Source organism: Microbulbifer weihaiensis (genome assembly GCF_048323715.1).
In the GTDB taxonomy this organism is placed as follows: Bacteria; Pseudomonadota; Gammaproteobacteria; order Pseudomonadales; family Cellvibrionaceae; genus Microbulbifer.
Genome location: NZ_JBLWFL010000007.1, coordinates 103875 through 120276, shown reverse-complemented (window position 1 = coordinate 120276; position 16402 = coordinate 103875). Strand labels below are relative to the sequence as shown.

At 58.0% G+C, this 16402-nt stretch carries 10 protein-coding genes; 4 read left to right on the top strand and 6 right to left on the bottom strand.

Translation table 11 applies throughout. The features are described from left to right. The first annotated feature begins 4 nt into the window (after window positions 1–4). The 3 genes from dnaN (at window position 5) to gyrB (ending at window position 4793) form a co-directional block, all read left to right on the top strand. Window positions 5–1114, top strand: coding sequence for a DNA polymerase III subunit beta (gene dnaN, locus ACNKU7_RS10785; protein ID WP_418296991.1), 1110 nt, complete (start codon window positions 5–7; stop codon window positions 1112–1114). A gap of 111 nt (window positions 1115–1225) precedes the next feature. Continuing rightward, complete coding sequence (recF, locus tag ACNKU7_RS10780; protein ID WP_418296990.1) at window positions 1226–2326, top strand: DNA replication/repair protein RecF; 1101 nt, start codon at window positions 1226–1228, stop codon at window positions 2324–2326. 46 nt (window positions 2327–2372) lie between these two features. Beyond that, window positions 2373–4793 (top strand): DNA topoisomerase (ATP-hydrolyzing) subunit B, encoded by a 2421-nt coding sequence (gene gyrB, locus ACNKU7_RS10775; RefSeq protein ID WP_418296989.1) that lies wholly within the window; start codon window positions 2373–2375, stop codon window positions 4791–4793. Between the two features lie 109 nt (window positions 4794–4902). Here the strand turns inward: gyrB and ACNKU7_RS10770 are convergent, their stop codons facing one another. Then, entirely contained in the window at window positions 4903–5382 is a 480-nt protein-coding gene (locus ACNKU7_RS10770) for a GNAT family N-acetyltransferase (protein ID WP_418296988.1), read from the bottom strand. Window positions 5383–5568: 186 nt separating this feature from the next. On the opposite strand from ACNKU7_RS10770, the gene ACNKU7_RS10765 reads away from it, so the two are divergent. Next, window positions 5569–7731, top strand: a complete 2163-nt coding sequence (locus tag ACNKU7_RS10765) for a TonB-dependent receptor family protein (protein ID WP_418296987.1) — start codon at window positions 5569–5571, stop codon at window positions 7729–7731. 93 nt (window positions 7732–7824) lie between these two features. Here the strand turns inward: ACNKU7_RS10765 and ACNKU7_RS10760 are convergent, their stop codons facing one another. The 5 genes from ACNKU7_RS10760 to glyQ all read right to left on the bottom strand — a co-directional run bounded on the left by ACNKU7_RS10760 (window position 7825) and on the right by glyQ (window position 16402). After that, on the bottom strand, window positions 7825–9015 hold the full coding sequence (locus ACNKU7_RS10760; RefSeq protein WP_418296986.1) for a class I SAM-dependent rRNA methyltransferase: 1191 nt from the start codon (window positions 9013–9015) through the stop codon (window positions 7825–7827). 279 nt (window positions 9016–9294) lie between these two features. After that, entirely contained in the window at window positions 9295–12306 is a 3012-nt protein-coding gene (locus ACNKU7_RS10755; protein WP_418296985.1) for a S8 family serine peptidase, read from the bottom strand. A gap of 467 nt (window positions 12307–12773) precedes the next feature. Then, window positions 12774–13328, bottom strand: a complete 555-nt coding sequence (gmhB, locus tag ACNKU7_RS10750; RefSeq protein ID WP_418296984.1) for a D-glycero-beta-D-manno-heptose 1,7-bisphosphate 7-phosphatase — start codon at window positions 13326–13328, stop codon at window positions 12774–12776. A 21-nt stretch (window positions 13329–13349) separates the two neighbouring features. Continuing rightward, a complete protein-coding gene (gene glyS, locus ACNKU7_RS10745) occupies window positions 13350–15431 on the bottom strand; it encodes a glycine--tRNA ligase subunit beta (RefSeq protein ID WP_418296983.1) in 2082 nt (693 codons plus the stop codon). Next, entirely contained in the window at window positions 15431–16402 is a 972-nt protein-coding gene (glyQ, locus tag ACNKU7_RS10740) for a glycine--tRNA ligase subunit alpha (RefSeq protein ID WP_418296982.1), read from the bottom strand. The genes glyS and glyQ overlap by 1 nt, the downstream gene beginning before the upstream one ends.

Genomic DNA, 16402 nt, shown 5'->3' with positions numbered 1-16402 from the left:
AAATATGAAATTTAGCGTTAGCCGTGATGCCCTGTTAAAGCCGCTGCAGTTGGTGGCTGGCGTTGTCGAGAAGCGTCAAACCCTGCCGGTACTGGCAAATGTACTGATGCAGTTGCAGGGGCAGGAGCTCTCTCTTACCGGTACTGACCTCGAAGTTGAGATTGTCGGCCGCCTGACACTGGAAGCACCGGTGGAAATGGAAGGGGAGGTCACGGTGCCTGCTCGCAAGTTGCTGGATATTTGCCGCTCTCTTCCAGATGGCGCCGCGCTGAAGTTCGAGCGCGATGGTGATCGCCTGGTACTGCGCAGTGGACGCAGTCGTTTCCAGTTGTCCACGCTACCCGCGAGCGACTTCCCGAACCAGGAAGAAACCAGTGCGCAAAGCCGCTTCAGTATTTCCCAGCGCGAGATCCGTCGCCTGATCGAAGCCACCAGCTTCGCGATGGCGCAGCAGGATGTGCGTTATTACCTGAACGGTCTGCTGCTGGAGTGTCGTCCGCAGCAGCTGCGTGCAGTCGCTACTGACGGTCATCGCCTGGCGCTCTGTGATCGCGATGCACCTGGTTTGAATGTAGAGACACCTGTGCAGGCTATCGTGCCCAGAAAGGGCGTTCTGGAGCTTGCACGGCTGCTTGAGGATAGCGACAACAGCGCGGACATCGTGCTCGGAAATAACCATATCCGTGTGCACTGTGGCCAGTACACGTTTACCTCCAAGTTGGTAGACGGCAAGTTCCCCGATTACGAACGAGTATTGCCGCGCGCGTCCGGCAAAGAAGTATTTGCGGATCGTCTGTCCCTGCGTCAGGCCTTCCAGCGCGCAGCGATTCTCTCCAATGAGAAGTACCGCGGTGTGCGCCTCCAGTTATCCCAGGGTCTGTTGCAGATCGTGGCGAATAACCCGGAGCAGGAAGAAGCGGAAGAAGAGCTGATGGTGGACTACCACGGCGAGGAGCTGGAGATCGGGTTCAACGTGGGTTACCTGCTGGACGTCACCGGTGCTATCCACAGCGACCAGATCCGTATCGGCCTGGGGGATGCGAACAGCAGTGCGTTGTTGCAGCAGCCCGAAAACGGTGATGCCCTGTACGTGATCATGCCAATGCGCCTGTAACAGATCGTTGTTTGTTAGTTCGGTTGCGATTTTGAAGCCGCGAATTCTCAGGGATTCGCGGCTTTTTCTTAGCGAGTATGTTCAGTTTTTCGGTAGTCCGGAGTAGATCTTTTGTCCCTCAGACGCCTGGCCATTTCCCGTTTCAGGAATATCGTTGCTGCAGACCTAAGGTTCCCCGCAGAGGTGAACCTGTTTGTTGGGGTCAATGGCAGTGGTAAGACCTCGATACTCGAGGCAATCCACATGCTGGGTACCGGTCGCTCCTTTCGATCCCGTCAGAGTCAGTCAGTCATTCAGTATGATCAGGAGGCATTGGCGGTCTTCGGCAAACTTGATAACGCCACCAGCCTTGGTGTCGAAAAGTTGCGGGATGGCAAGGGTCGGATTCGGATTAACCACAACCCGGCGGAGTCCAGTTCGCAGCTCGCTGCCTGCTTGCCGCTTCAGGTCATTAACAGCGAGAGCTTTGCCGCGCTGGATGGCGGCCCTGCAGTGCGCCGTCAGCTTTTGGATTGGACAGTGTTCCACGTGGAACATCGGTTCGCAATGCACTGGAAAGCCTATCAAATTGCACTTCGCCAGCGGAATGCATTGCTCCGTCGTGGTAAAATCGATGGCAATTTAATGGCTCCCTGGGAGCTGCAGTTGATCCAAAGCTCGGTGCTGGTGGATACGCTGCGGCAGCAGGTATTTGAATCGCTCAGGCAGCATTTTTTCCGAAGGGTTGAGTCTCTGCCCCAGCGTGTCTTTGGCGCTCTGGAGCTGCATTATCGCAGCGGCTGGAAGAAGGGGGTTGCCTTTGAAGAGGCGTTGGCAGCCTCGAGAGAATCCGATGCGGAGCACGGCTTTACCAGGGTGGGGCCGCATCGCGCCGATCTGCGCTTTAGCGTAAATGGGCAGGCTGCCGATGCAGTGCTTTCGCGTGGCCAGCAAAAGATGCTGGTGTGCGCCCTGCGCACGGCAATGGCTGGTGTCATCGGTGTTAATGCACCGCCAGTGTTCCTTGTGGATGACTTGCCATCGGAGCTGGATGAGGAGAATCAGCGGTTGTTTGCGCACTGGGTCAGTGAGTGTGCAGATCAGGTATTTGTTACGGGAATTGACGGTAAAGCGACGGCACAGCCCTGGCTTAGCCTGTCCAAACCCTGGAATAGGCCAACAATGTTCCACGTGGAACATGGTCAGATAGATCCGGTTGAACAAAATTTTTAGGTTTGAATTCGCCTGGCCGCAACGCCGGCATTGATGGAGCAACAGCATGTCGCAAGAGAATAACTACGATTCCAGTAGCATCAAGGTACTGAAGGGCCTGGATGCGGTGCGCAAGCGCCCTGGGATGTATATTGGCGATACCGATGATGGTACGGGCCTCCACCACATGGTGTTTGAGGTGGTAGACAACTCCATCGATGAGGCCCTGGCGGGTCATTGCGACGAAATTCGCGTGACCATCCACCCGGATGAGTCGGTATCCGTATCCGATAATGGCCGCGGAATACCGACTGAAGTCCATGCGGAAGAGGGGGTTTCTGCGGCCGAAGTCATTATGACTGTGCTGCACGCCGGCGGTAAGTTTGATGACAACACGTACAAGGTGTCCGGCGGTCTCCACGGCGTTGGTGTTTCCGTTGTGAATGCCCTGTCAGAAGAACTGAAGCTGGTCATCCGTCGTGGCGGCAAGGTACATGAGCAGATCTATCGTCACGGTGTTCCCCAGGCACCCCTGGCCGTTGTGGGCGACACCGATACCACGGGCACAACCGTGCACTTCAAACCGTCCGCTGAGACCTTCACCAATATCGAATTCCACTACGAGCAACTGGCCAAGCGCCTGCGGGAGCTGTCCTTCCTGAACTCAGGCGTGCGTATCGTGCTGAAAGACGAGCGCAGCGGTAAGGAAGAAGTGTACGAGTATGAGGGCGGTCTGCGCGCGTTTGTTGAATTCCTGAACCAGAACAAAACGCCAATTAACAAGGTTCTCCACTTCCAGAACCAGCGCGAAGACGGTATCTCAGTAGAAGTTGCGTTGCAGTGGAATGACTCCTTCCAGGAAAACATCTACTGCTACACCAATAACATCCCCCAGCGTGATGGTGGTACCCACCTTGCAGGCTTCCGTGCCGCACTGACACGGGGCCTGAACAACTACATTGAAAAGGAAGGTGTAGGTAAAAAAGACAAGGTCAGCACCACTGGCGACGATGCCCGTGAAGGCCTCACCGCCATCATTTCCGTCAAGGTTCCCGATCCGAAGTTCTCCTCTCAGACCAAGGACAAGCTGGTTTCCTCCGAGGTAAAACCGGCTGTCGAACAGGAGATGGGCCAGTCCTTCAATGATTATCTGCTGGAGAACCCGCAGGAAGCGAAGGCGGTCGTCGGTAAAATGATTGATGCCGCCAGAGCGCGTGAGGCGGCCCGTAAGGCGCGTGAAATGACCCGCCGTAAAGGTGCCCTGGATATTGCCGGGCTCCCTGGCAAGCTGGCAGATTGCCAGCAAAAGGATCCCGCACTTTCCGAGCTGTATCTGGTGGAGGGTGATTCCGCGGGTGGTTCTGCGAAGCAGGGGCGCGACCGACGCACCCAGGCCATCTTGCCGCTGAAGGGTAAGATCCTGAACGTTGAAAAAGCCCGCTTTGACAAGATGCTGTCCAGTGCCGAGGTGGGTACTCTGATCACGGCGCTGGGTTGTGGCATCGGCAAAAGCGAATTCAACCCGGATAAGCTGCGCTACCACTCCATCATCATCATGACGGATGCGGACGTGGATGGTGCGCACATCCGCACGCTGCTGCTGACCTTCTTCTTCCGTCAAATGCCGGAGCTGATCGAGCGTGGACATATCTTCATTGCCCAGCCGCCACTGTACAAAATCGGCAAGGGCAAGCAGGAGCAATACCTCAAGGACGAAGCGGCGCTGACCCAGTTCCTGACGAATGCCGCACTGGACAGCGCCACCCTGTTCGTCAACCCGGAAGCACCAGGCCTGTCCGGAACCGCGCTGGAATCCATGGTAAAAGAATACCGTGCGGTAATGGGGACCATTGATCGCCTGTCGCGCCTGTACCCGCAGGAAGTCCTGCAAAGCATGGTGTACCTGCCCAGCCTGCAAACAGCGCAGCTGAAGGATCAGGCGGCCATGGCGACCTGGTGCGAGCAGCTGGCTGAGCGTTTAGAAGGGGAGAGCGAAGGTGGCGGCCGCCGCTATCTGGTTTCGGTGGCGCGCGACAGCGAGCGGGATCTCTACCTGCCGCAAATCAATGTTGTTGCCCACGGCGTCAGCAGCGACTACCAGATCAGCCATGACTTCTTCGACTCGGCGGAGTATCGCGCGATCTGCAGTCTGGGTGAAAAACTTCAGGGGCTGCTGGAAGAGGGCGCCTATATCCAGCGCGGCGAAAAGCAACAGCCGGTAACGAACTTCCCCGAAGCATTGACCTGGTTGATGGGTGAGAGCCGCCGCGGCTATAACATCCAGCGCTACAAAGGTCTGGGGGAAATGAACCCGGAACAGTTGTGGGAAACCACCATGAACCCGGAATCACGGCGCATGCTGCAGGTGACGGTTGAAGACGCTATTGCAGCGGATCAGATCTTCACCACGTTGATGGGAGACCAGGTGGAACCCCGTCGCGAATTCATCGAGAGCAACGCACTTGCGGTAGAAAACCTCGACGTCTGATCGACGTTATCTACCGGCCTAGCCGAGTAAGCCCCGCTGGCATTTGTCTTTTAAAGACAGTGCATTTCAGCGGGGCTTTTTGCTGTCTCAGGGATCTCCGTAGAGCCCCTCAGGCAACCCGGCAACACATCACAACCTCTTCCTGATTGGCCGCCGCACAAAAGCGCCGCGACGTTTCGACGAAACCGTGCTGCTGTAAAAAGTAACGGCCGCCGAGATTTTCCTCCAGCACTGCAGCCTCCAGTTGCGCCTTGCCAAACTTGGCTTGGGCAATCAGCGCACTACCGATCCCCTGTCGCTGCGCCGCCGGCGAGACGAATATCGAGCGAACCTGGCCTTCCTTGCTGACAGTTACCAGGCCTTCCGCTGCCTGCGAACCGGGCAGGGTGTATACCCAGTGGGTAAGTGGTTCCCCTGCGGGATTCCCCTTTTTCCCCGGTCGCCCCAGTGCACCCACTAGTTCCCTGCGAACGGCTTCCTGCTGCTCACGCCAGAAATCCAGTGGCAGACTGGGATGGCTGGTACAGGCCAGGTGAAACCAGAGTTGAAGCAACCTTTTCACATCAGATTTCTGCAGCGGTCTTAACATGTACTCTCCGTTTGCGCCGAAGATGTAGCACCCAAGCGTAATCTCGCAACCTCATTGCGCCAAATTGATGTCTGCAAAATCTCCATAAAAACCGCCTGGCCTCGTGACACTGCCGTTATATAAAAATATAATCGTTCTCATTAATAATTCGGATTGTGTTAATAATTTAACAAGGACTTTGCAGCCATGCGCCGTTTTATCCTGAACCCCATTAGCCTTGCCCTGACCGCCTCCCTGGCTTCGGGCGTCAGCTCTGCCGCTGAGCGGGAAGTGCTGGAAACCGTCTCCGTTCTGGGAAATGCAGAACAACTGCAAAAGCTTCCTGGCTCCGCGCATCGCGTGACACCGGAAGATCTGCAGGCATTTGAATTTGTGGACATCAACCGCATGCTGCGCGCTGTTCCCGGTGTGTATCTGCGCGAAGAAGATGGCTATGGCCTGCGTCCGAATATCGGCATACGCGGTGCCGACGGCGGGCGCTCGGGGAAAATCTCCCTGATGGAAGACGGCGTGCTGGCGGCCCCGGCACCTTACTCCGGACCGGAGGCATACTACTTTCCGACCGCCGGCCGCCTGGAACAGATCGAAGTCCTGAAGGGCCCCGCCACGCTGAAATACGGCCCGTTCACCGTCGGTGGTGCTGTGAATATGCTGAGCACCCAGATCCCTGACAGCACCGTTGGGCACGTCCAGCTGGAAGCCGGTCAATATGGTGAAAATCGCCTGCACACCTATTACGGAAGTGCCACAGAAACTACCGGTTGGCTGGTTGAAACCCACCAGCAGCGCGCCGATGGCTTTCGCGAGATTGACGGCGCGGGCAGTGCAGATATCAGCAAAGAGGACTACCTGGTAAAGGGGCGCATCAAGTCTGACAATGACGCGACCTATACACAGCAGCTGGATATCAAACTGCAGTATTCCGAAGAAGAATCCGGGATGAGCTACCTGGGCCTCACCGATGCCGATTTTGCCGCTGACCCCAACCGCCGCTACGGCATCAGCGCCCTGGATGAAATGGAAAACCGCCACAGCACCGTGCAGCTGAACCACAGCATTGCCCTGGCGAAGAACTTCAGCATTAACACACAGGCGTACTACAACAAGTTCAAACGCGACTGGTTCAAGGTCGGCCTCGGCGACCTGATTGCCGAGGCCAACAGCGGCGACGACTTTGCCCAGGCGGTTCTGGATGGCGAAGCCGATTATGACTTTGGCATCAAGCACAATGACCGCAACTACACTGCACGCGGTGTGCAAGTAAGTGCAAACTTACTTGTCGAGGCCCTGGGCGTTGAGCACCAGCTGGAATTCGGCGTACGCCGACACTGGGATGAAGTGGATCGCCTGCAACCGACTGAGAACTACCGCCAAATCGACGGTGCACTGGTATTCCAGGATATTTCCGAGCCGAGCTCGAGTAATAACCGGGTTGAAGACGCCACAGCCAACTCACTGTTTGTCTATGACCAGATCCAGGTCTCTGAAAAACTGGCACTGACCGCTACTCTGCGTTACGAAGATGTGGAGACCACACAACAGCGTTACAACGATCCGGCGCGCAGCGAAAAGGGCAGCAGCAAGTCCAACCAGCTGGATGAATGGCTCCCCGGCCTTGGTCTGGTGTATGACGTGAGTGAGCAGTGGGCGCTGCTGGCGGGTGTGCACCGCGGCTTTGCTCCTCCCGGTGGCGGTGCCGATGACGGTACTGGTGCGGAACTCTCGACCAACTACGAGTGGGGTGCGCGTTTTGCTTCCACGCAGCTGAATGCTGAAATCATCGCGTTCTACAGCGACTACGAGAACACCATCCAGAACTGCTCCATCGCCGTTCCCTGTCCGAATGGTGACGATGCGGGAAGCTACCAGCTGGGTGAATCCGAGATCCGCGGCCTGGAAGCTTCACTGGGTACCCAGTGGCAGCTGGCTGGGGGCTGGGTGGTTCCGCTGACGGCCACCTACACCTGGACCGATGCTGAGATCACCCGCGACAGTGATGCGGGCGACCTGCTGGCGGGTGACAATTTTGCCTACCTGCCGGAAAACGTATTTGCCGTTACCACGGGTATCGATAGTGGCGCGGCCTGGCGGGTAAACCTGACCGCGGCCTACCAGGACGACATGTGTGTAAACAACAGCTGTAACCGTGGCGATACCGACCGCTTCGACTACACCGAATCGCTCTGGGTCGTGGATGCGGCCGCACACTATGACTTCAGCGAGGATATGACCGGCTACCTGAAAGTGGACAATCTGCTCGACGATCAGGCAATCATCAACCGTGCTCCCGACGGTGCTCGCGCCAACCGCCCGCGCACTGCATCGCTCGGGGTCAAATTCACTTTCTGACGAATCCTGAGTATTGAAGCGAAAAAAACCCCGGTCGAACCGGGGTTTTTTTATGTATGTGCCTAGGCGTCTGCCACTAATCCCGCGGTCTGGTCACAGGCCGTTACCGGCCGCCAGGTGCACGAAGTGCGCCTTCAAATAGCGGGTTTCGGGAATCGAAGGGTGTACCGGGTGATCCGCGCCCTGGCCACCACTGCCGATAATGCTGATGGACTTGTCCAGATGACGGCCGGCGCCGCGCAGGATTTCAAGCAGGGTATCGGATTCCAGGTGCATGGAGCAGGAGGCGCTTACCAGCAAGCCGTTCTTCTCGAGGAGGCGCAGGCCCAGTTCGTTGATATGCCGATAGGCGGCTTCACCGGATTTCTGATCCTTGCGGCGTTTGATGAAAGCGGGCGGGTCGAGAACAATCGCGTCGTAACGCTCACCGGCCGAAATCAGTTCTTTCATCGCATCGATGGCTTTACCCTGGATGGTCACAAGGTCGTCTTTGCGCTGATTCAGCGCGGCGTTCTCCTCGCACCAGTCCAGCGCCTGAGCGGAAACATCCACGCAGGTCACCTCTTTGGCCCCGTTAGCAAGTGCTTGCACACCCCAGCCGCCGGCGTAGGAGAACAGATCCAGAACGCGCAATCCCTTAACCCACTGATTGAGCCGCGCGCGATTATCGCGATGGTCATAGAACCAGCCGGTCTTCTGGCCATCGTACACCGGCGCCAGCAGCGGAACGCCGTTCTCCTCGAACGGCACCATTTTCGGTACTTCGCCGTGGGCGACCTCGCATACTTCGGGCAACTCTTCCACTTTGCGACCCTGGTGGTCGTTGCGCAGCAGTATCCCTTTCGGTTTAACCAGCCCGACCAGCGCATCGACGATGTCCGGCAGTAAGCGCTCCATTCCCCAGCTGCTCACCTGCACCACGAGGTAATCGCCAAAGCGATCCACCACCAGCCCGGGCAGGCCGTCGGAATCACCGTAGACCATGCGGTAACTGGGGTGATCGAAATAACGGCTGCGTAACGCGACGGCATTTTCCAGACGCTTCTTCAGCTGTGTCGTGGTAAATGGCCCCTTGCGGGAAACAAGCCGGCCACAGATCAGCTGGTTGGGGTTCACCAATGCATGTCCGAGACTCTTGCCCTTGCTGTCGAGGATCTCGCACTGGCTACCGGGCTCCAGCCCCTTTAGAGGAGTCTGCTTGGTGTCCACTTCGTTGCTGTAAATCCAAAGATGCCCCAGCTTCAGGCGGCGTTCGGCGCGGGGGTTTAGAATCAGTTGTTGCACGGGCTTTACCTCCGGTAGGTCTGGCGGGGCGCCATTGTTGTTTTCTGACGGGCAGATGACAAGCGCTCATTTGACACTCACTATCGGCCGCGGGCTAAGCCAACAATAGTTGAAGCCATGGAGCTTGGGTCAGCAGGCGTGATCCGGAGCAAAATCCCACGGATGACTGAACATCGGGTACAAAACATCGCGCAAAAAAAAAGCCCGCTGAACTGGTCAGCGGGCCTCCGTTGCGGGCCACGAATGTACCGCCTACATGGGAAAATTGGGTGGAATGCCCTAGCGGGTATTTACCATTACTTCTGTCGTACCAATAACGCCACTGCTGTCTTGATGCTCGACTACACCCAGCGCTCGAGTCCCTGCGGGCAGGTCGCGCCACTCAACCAGGAGATTCTCCGCGCTGCCCAACTTGGCCGTGGCGGGCCCGGTCAGCTGGGTATTCCCGGTGTCGCCGTTCAAATTGAAGTTGAACAGCGTGTAGGGTGTGGGGCCTGCTTCCGACGCATAGTCTATGACGAACACCGCGTACTCGCCGGCCGCCGGTTGCAACAGATCAACCTTCTCGGCCGAGGTCGAGTTACCACTGCTTCCGGCAAGTGGATAGCCGGCACTGGCCGGACCCAATACCTGCAGGTCGAGGTCATCAGAGCCGTTGCCCGCACCCACATCCTCATCAAACAGCGCAAAGCGCGCGAAGCTGGTGCCTTCAGGGATGGTTACGAAAATCAGGTCAGCTTCCCCGTCTACCACTGCGCCGGAGTTTGCCGCGCCCGCCACCAGCCCATTGATGACGGAACTGTAGCTACCTTCATAGCCGAACAAGAGCGGGATATTCACACTGCCACTGGTACCCTGCGCCTCGGCCAGATTGGGTGCCGACAGCGGAACCGGGCGAACCGCAAGGGGGCTGCGTACTTTGCGCAGGCCCTGTGACCAGGTCAGCGCACCAAAAGCCCACTCGTTCATCGCCGCATCGGCTGTCGCGGAGAAGGTGACCTGGAAGGTAGCCGTTTCCCCACCCGCGAGACGCAGGATCCGGGGGGACACCTCCACCTGCACGCCAGCGGGCGCATCTACTTCTGCCCAGTACCAGTGGGTACCCCGATCCACGTTGGTTACACGCCGGGTGACTGTTTGGCTGCCAACCAATTCGGCGATGCCGATAGAGGGCAGGTTGAGATCCGATGAATCGATGGAATAACCCATGTCCTGTACCGCAGCACAGGTACCGGAAGTGAAAATCTGCGGCTGGTTTTCAGCACCGCAGGTGAAGGCAATATAGTCAGCTATGCCAGCGTCATATACGAGCCCGGGGAAGAAAGCACTGGCTGGCTGCACCATGCCCGCGCCGATATCGAACGGATCGGCCACCACCTCGCCAAATGTTTTTTTCATATTCTGGCGTGCGGTGGTCATCAACGCCGAGCGGGCCATCGCCGGGGTCCAGTCCGGATGTACCTGCTTGAGCAATGCCATCACTCCCGCAATGTGCGGGCTGGCCATTGAGGTGCCGCTCAGCTTGCCAAAAATCTCACCACTGCCAACGGGCGAAATACCAGCCAGAATTCCCACACCGGGCGCGGCGATGTCGGGCTTGATGATATCCGGCGCACCCAGGTTAGCGCCGCGGGAAGAGAAGCCGGCGATGCGGTTGTCGCGGGAGATCTGGATTTCCGGGCTCAGCATCCCTTCGCCGCTGCCAGACGCGGCGAGCTTGGCACCATCCGGGTGCCGGATCATTATCCCCGGGATAGTCGCTTCACCCACGGACATGGTGATCGGGTCCATGCGGTCCGGGCCGGTACCGTCGTTGTACACAACAATCGCGCGCGCACCGGCGGCTGCGGCGTTGATGTACTTGTCGGTAAACGCGCAGGCGCCGCGAATAATCAGGGCGATATTGCCTTCCATTTCCGCGCTGTTCGCCAGGGGCTCACAGCCGTGGAGCGGCTCGGCCACAACCACCGAACCGGTGATTGTACCGGCGTCGGCCAGCCTTACTGGCCCGGATCCTTCCAGTCCTTCGAGGGTGCCGGCGAGCTCTGAGGGCGCACTGACCTGCAGTCCGGTGGCGAAACTGGCGTTGTCTTCCGTGGCGCCGACCGAGGTTACCCAGGGAACCCCGGAAGGGGTACCGATGGTTTCCTTGCCTGGGCCGGAGTTGCCCGCCGATACGGCGACAAACACACCGGCATCCGCTGCGAACAGAAACGCGATATCGTCAGGACCGTTAAAGCTCGTACTCGATCCACCGACGGAGAAGTTGATCACATCAACCCCGTCTGCAACCGCCTGGTCGATTGCCTTCATTGAATCGGAAGAGGGGCAGCCACTGTCATCCGGGTTGGCCGAGTCCCAGCAGACCTTGTACACCGCAACCCGCGCGCGGGGAGCAACACCACTGAGGGTTCCGGTTGCCTCGCCCCCCACAGTGCCTTCAACGCCGTAGTTACCGGCGGCGGTGGTGGCGGTGTGGGTACCGTGACCATCGGCATCGCGGGCAGACAGGAATTCATAATCCGCGAGTGTGGTTCTGGAAAGGAACCCTTCGGAAAAGGCCTGTGCCTTAAGCAGCTTATTGTTGCACTGGAAGGGCAGGTCCGCGGCATTGACCTCGGTATTGCCGAAGTCACAGCCGGTGCCGGTAAAACTTTCCGGTGCCGGGCCATACAGAATGGGTAGCCCCCGATTACCGCGCTTGGGTGTGCGGGTATCTTCGAGGCTGGGGTGTTCCGGGTGAATACCCGTATCGATGATGCCGACCACGACATCTTCGCCGGTGGCACCGAGCAACCAGGGCCCGGGTATGTGGTCGAGACCGAGATAGGAGTAAGTGGAATTGGTTTGTGGCTTGAGAAGTTTGTCTTCCCAAACTCCGAGTACGTCCTTGCGGTTGCGCAGCAGTTCTGCCTGCTTGTCGGTCATCTGTGCGGCAAAGCCGTTGAAGGCCACATTGTAGTCGTAAACCTTGCGCGCACCGGGAACCGCATCCAGCGCTTCATCCCTGCGTTTGGCCAGAAACGCGGCGTATTGTTTTATGTTAGTTGCGCTGAAATCCAAACGCTTGCGCTTGCCGTTTCCGGAAGTGGCAGGTTTGGTTGCAGCGAGTCCGCTGATATTTCCCTCATAGCCGATAAGCGGTTTATCGGCGAGTTGTACGATATAAATCTTGCGCTCTTTTTTTACGGCTTGTGGCAGCGCTGTCGTTTCGTCTGCAAATAACGGACTGGAAAATAACAGGCCGGTGAGCAACCCGCCGATCAGTCGATATGGTCGTGAAAATTTCATTCAGATGTGCCCCATGAAAATAAAAAACCTGCATCCAGCACGCTTTTGGCGAATGGTTGCAGGTCGTTCCGATGGATAGCGGAAAAGATCCTGGATGGAACGCTGGAGCTTCGCACTGGCCGAGGGGTATCTGGCGCCTGGCGAACAGCAAAATAATGTGTGGAGACACAGCGTGTTTCCTTGCCGCTGTCCTGCACTGAAAAATTCCGTCACTCTGGTCGTTCCATCAACCTCTGATCCGGTGTGCCGCCCGATTCTTGTTATTCCGTCCGTGGTAAATGGGAGGCGTGTGATCCGTCAAATTGGTTTCTACGGTAACCAAATGTGTGGGGCAACAGGGTGGCGCAAAAAGTCTTTTAATGATGAAAAAAAAAGAGATGATTCACAAAGGTGTCGTAAAAACCCCTGTGAAAACAGCGGGTTAACTGGTACAGGCGTTCCTGTATCGGGGAGGGCGTGTGCGGTGGCTAGCTGGATTCTGCCGCAAAGCTGGCGAATTGTGCCAGGTCTTCAAACACTAAAGTGGCGGCGAGATGGGGATCGGGATTGTGTATTAGATCCTGCAGTGTACGTTCGCCACAGCCGGACTTCACCAACACCGGTTTGCAACCTTTGGCCGCAGCGGCTTCGAGATCTTTGCGGCGATCGCCGACCATATAGCAGTCGTGCAGGCTGGTATCGAACTCTGCTTCAATGGCATCGAGCAAGCCGGTATTCGGTTTGCGACAGCGACAGTGATCTTCGTCGCGGTGGGGGCAGTAAAAAATCGCAGCGATTTCGCCGCCGGCGTCTTCCACCAGCGCACGCATTTTTTCATGCATGGCTTCAAGATCGTCGAGATCAAACTGGCCGAGGGCCAGGCCACTCTGGTTGGTTGCGATCACCAACTGGTGGCCAGCCTGGCTCAGCTGCGCCATGGCCTCGATACTGCCGGGAATCGGAATCCATTCGTCGGCACTGCGAACATGGTCATCCGAGTGCTGGTTAATGACGCCGTCGCGGTCGAGAACAATGATGGCCATGGTGCAGTGCCTACCCGGGACTTACTTGGCCGGAGCCAGCAGGGAAATATCGGCCACTTCCAGGAACAGCGCACGCAGGTTGGCCAGCAGTGCGAGACGGTTGTTGCGCAGCTGCTCGTCGTCGGCCATTACCATGACGCCATCGAAGAAGTTGTCCACGGTTTCGCGCAGGCTAGCCAGCCCGGCCAGGCCTTCGGCAAACAGCGCTTCTTTATATAGCGGCTCGACACCTGCAGAGGCTTCCTGGATTGCTGCGTACAGGGCTTTTTCCGCATCCTCCTGCAGCAGGCTTTCGTCAACCTGTGTCGGTGCCGGGCCGTTGAGCTTGGCCAGGATATTCGACACGCGCTTGTTGGCGGCCGCGAGGGCTTCGGCTTCTGCCAGCTGGCTGAAGCTATGTACCGCCTGTACGCGGTTGTCGATGTCCAGCGGACGTGACAGTTTGCGCGCAGATACCGCAAGGAATACCTCGGCCTTGATGCCAGCATCTTCGTAGCGGGCGCGGAAGCGCTCGATCATATACGCCAGGGTCTGCTCGACGACATTGTCGTGTTCCGCCAGTGCGGTGCGCGGGTAGCCATCGCGGGCGAGGGTGAGCAGTTCGCGCAGGTCGAGGTCGATATTTTTTTCCACCAGCAGGCGCAACACACCCAGACTGGCGCGGCGCAGTGCAAACGGATCGCGGGAACCGCTCGGTGGCTGGCCGATACCGAAAATACCCACCAGCGTATCGATACGATCCGCCAGCGCGATAATGGTGCCGGTTTCGCTCGCCGGCAGTTCATCGCCGGCAAACTTCGGCATGTACTGCTCGTACATGGCTTTGGCCACGTCCAGCGGCTCGCCGTCATTTTCCGCATAGTAGTAGCCGGCGATGCCCTGCATATCCGCAAACTCGAACACCATTTCGGTGACGAGGTCGGACTTGCACAGTTGTGCTGCGCGTTGCGCGAGAGCCGCGTCGCCGCCAATTTTTTCCGCGATCGCCGCCGCCAGTTTGGCGAGGCGTTCGGTCTTGTCGTAGACAGTGCCGAGTTTCTGCTGGAAAACGATGGTTTTGAGTTTTTCGCGGCGCGCTTCCAGGCTGATTTTCTTGTCGGTCTCGAAGAAAAATGCAGCGTCGGAAAGGCGCGGGCGGATTACGCGCTCGTTACCCTGGATAACCTGTTTGGCATCGGTACTTTCAATATTGGATACGGTGATAAAGAACGGCATCAGGTTGCCGTCTTCATCCACCACGTGGAAATATTTCTGGTGCTCCTTCATGGAGGAGATCAGGGCTTCTGCCGGCACATCCAGGAAGCGCTTTTCAAAGCGACCGGTGAGCGCCACCGGCCACTCGACAAGCGCGGTTACTTCGTCCAGCAGATCGTCGTCGATCACCGCCTCGCCATTCACATTGTTGGCTTCAGCCTGCACCTGCTCGCGGATCATTTCGCGGCGCTCGGCAAAATCCGCTACCACATAACCGGGATCGCGCAGCTGCTGCACATAGTCGTTGGCGGAGGCCACGGCCAGCTCGCGGTTGCAGTGGAAACGGTGGCCGCGGGTGGTGTTACCGGCCTTGAGGCCAAGCACTTCCGCATCGACCACATTGTTGCCGAACAACATCAGCAGCCAGTGTACCGGACGTACGAATTCTTCCTTGCGCGCCCCCCAGCGCATGCGCTTCGGGATCGGCAGTTGCGCAAGGGAGCGGCTGACGATGTCACCCAGCAGGTTTTCCGTCGCTTCACCTTTCTGCTCACTGATGAATGCCAGGCGCTCGCCTTTGTCGGTCTGCACGCGGGCGAGTTCATCCACGCTGACACCGTTGCCGCGGGCGAAACCTTCAGCGGCTTTGGTGGCCTTGCCGTCCTTATCGAATGCGGCGGCGACTGCGGGGCCGTGCTTTTCGACCTGTTTGTCCTGCTGCTTTTCCGCCAGGTCGCTGACCGCGACCGCGAGTCGGCGCGGGCTGGCGAACGCCTTGATCGCGCCATACTCCAGTTCCGCGTCTTTCAGTCCCTGCTCGATGCCGTCGGCGAATGCCTGCATCAGTTTGTGCAGGGCTTTGGGGGGCAGTTCTTCGGTGCCCAGCTCAACCAGAAAATCCTGAGCCATTACTTCTTCTCCTTCTGCGCATCGAGTTGGGCGAGTACATCATTGCGGGCGGATTCTGTCGCCAGCGGGAAACCGAGGGCGTGGCGCGCGTCGAAATAGGCCTGGGCGACCGCGCGTGCCAGGGTGCGCACCCGCAGGATAAAGCGCTGGCGCTCGGTAACAGAAATTGCGTGGCGTGCGTCCAGCAGGTTGAAGGCATGGGAGGCTTTCATCACCTGCTCGTACGCCGGCAGCGGCAGGCCGAGTTCGATCAGGCGCTGGCTTTCGCGCTCGCAGTGATCGAAGGTATTGAACAGGAATTCAACGTCGGCGTGTTCGAAGTTGTAGCGGGACATTTCCACTTCGTTCTGGTGGAATACATCGCCGTAGGTGACCGGCGTGCCGTCGGCATTGCGGGTCCACACCAGGTCGTAGATGGATTCCACGCCCTGCAGGTACATGGCAATACGCTCGATACCGTAGGTAATCTCACCGGTGACCGGGTAGCACTCGATACCACCCACCTGCTGGAAGTAGGTGAACTGGGTCACCTCCATGCCGTTCAGCCACACTTCCCAGCCGAGGCCCCAGGCGCCCAGGGTCGGGGATTCCCAGTTGTCTTCCACGAAGCGGATATCGTGCACTGCAGGGTCAATACCCAGGGCGCGCAGGCTGTCGAGGTACAGTTCCTGAATATTGTCCGGGGATGGCTTCATTACCACCTGGTACTGGTAGTAGTGCTGCAGGCGGTTGGGGTTTTCACCGTAGCGGCCGTCTGTAGGGCGGCGACAGGGCTGTACATACGCCGCGTTCCAGGTTTCCGGGCCGATGGCGCGCAGGAAGGTGGCCGGGTGGAAAGTACCGGCACCCACTTCCATATCCAGAGGCTGTAGAATGACGCACCCTTGGCGCGCCCAGTATTCCTGCAGGGTAAAAATCAGACCCTGAAAGGTGCTCAAGTCCTGTGGACTGGAATTATGTTGCTCGGACAC

Coding starts and splice junctions, on each gene's coding strand:
- dnaN (WP_418296991.1), top strand. CDS start 5: ATGAAATTTAGCGTTAGCCGTGATGCCCTGTTAAAGCCGCTGCAGTTG.
- gyrB (WP_418296989.1), top strand. CDS start 2,373: ATGTCGCAAGAGAATAACTACGATTCCAGTAGCATCAAGGTACTGAAG.
- ACNKU7_RS10770 (WP_418296988.1), bottom strand. CDS start 5,382: ATGTTAAGACCGCTGCAGAAATCTGATGTGAAAAGGTTGCTTCAACTC.
- ACNKU7_RS10765 (WP_418296987.1), top strand. CDS start 5,569: ATGCGCCGTTTTATCCTGAACCCCATTAGCCTTGCCCTGACCGCCTCC.
- ACNKU7_RS10755 (WP_418296985.1), bottom strand. CDS start 12,306: ATGAAATTTTCACGACCATATCGACTGATCGGCGGGTTGCTCACCGGC.
- gmhB (WP_418296984.1), bottom strand. CDS start 13,328: ATGGCCATCATTGTTCTCGACCGCGACGGCGTCATTAACCAGCACTCG.
- glyS (WP_418296983.1), bottom strand. CDS start 15,431: ATGGCTCAGGATTTTCTGGTTGAGCTGGGCACCGAAGAACTGCCCCCC.